The organism is Methylomonas koyamae (assembly GCF_006483455.1).
In the GTDB taxonomy this organism is placed as follows: domain Bacteria; phylum Pseudomonadota; class Gammaproteobacteria; order Methylococcales; family Methylomonadaceae; genus Methylomonas; species Methylomonas koyamae_B.
Window position 1 is genome coordinate 1 of the sequence record NZ_PPPU01000088.1, and the last position, 1066, is coordinate 1066.

Below are 1066 nucleotides of genomic sequence, written 5' to 3' on the forward strand. Positions count from 1 at the left end.
TAGCCGGTAAGCTGTTGTCGAGGATGTAATCCGACAACAGCTTAATGGCTAAAGGTGTGGTTTAGATATAATTTAGTCAGTTAATAACTTAGTTAAATAATCGGACCAAACCTGCATCATGTTTTTCCTTTCAGTCAAATGAGTTGTTCTATTATAAGCCCTACCTAATGGGTCTCTTACATTATGGGCTAATTGGTGTTCAATATAATCTGGTCTGAATTTAAGAACTTCATCTAGCAATGTTCTAGCAGTCGCGCGAAATCCGTGCACTGTAACCTCTGTTTTTTCATAGCCTAATCTTCTTAAGGCAGCTAGCAGAGTTACATCTGAAATTGGTTTGTTACCTTTAGGAGTTCTTAAAGACGGAAAAACATAGTCTCCATTCCCTGTATATGGTTTCAAGGACTCTAAAATAGAAATAACTTGATTTGAAAGCGGAACTATGTGCTGAGTATTTGTTTTTGTAACCAAATATCGCCATTCTCTTGATTCAAAATCAATATCTGACCATTTAGCTGTTCGCAACTCTCCGGGTCTAACAAATACATGTGGTGCAATTCTCAATGCCGCACTTACAACTCTTGATCCTGAAAAATGTTCAATTGATATTAATAGCTCTTTAAATTTTTTTATATCGGTAACAGCAGAAAAATGCCCGCTTTTTACAGGAGATAAAGCTCCTTTCAATGAAACTGTAACGTCTGTACATTTTCGGCCTGTAACAATGCCATATCTAAATACTTGGCTGCACGTTCTCAAGGTTCTATGAGCAGATTCAATAGCACCTCTTCTTTCAATGTCATGAACTATGTTCAATAATTGCTGGGGCGTTATATCCGAAAGCCTTTGATTGCCAATCTTAGGGAACACATCTCTTTTTAGTTGGCTGTAAACCCTAATTTTGTAGGCTTCAGCTAAGTGCTGCATCTTTTTATCGAACCATTCATCCGCAACATGCTGAAAAGAATCTATAGGAGGCAAGCCGTTGCTGATTCTTTCTTGTTCAATTTGTATTTTTGAAGATTCTACTTTAGCTGTTTTCCTAACTTCGGAAGGATCAACACCT

The 1066-nt window shown here is 37.3% G+C and carries 1 protein-coding gene; it reads right to left on the bottom strand.

Translation table 11 applies throughout. From position 1 onward, the window contains the following. Positions 1-72 precede the first annotated feature (72 nt). The coding region (locus tag C2U68_RS21005) for a tyrosine-type recombinase/integrase (protein WP_140914424.1) at positions 73-1066 on the bottom strand (994 nt) is incomplete at its 5' end.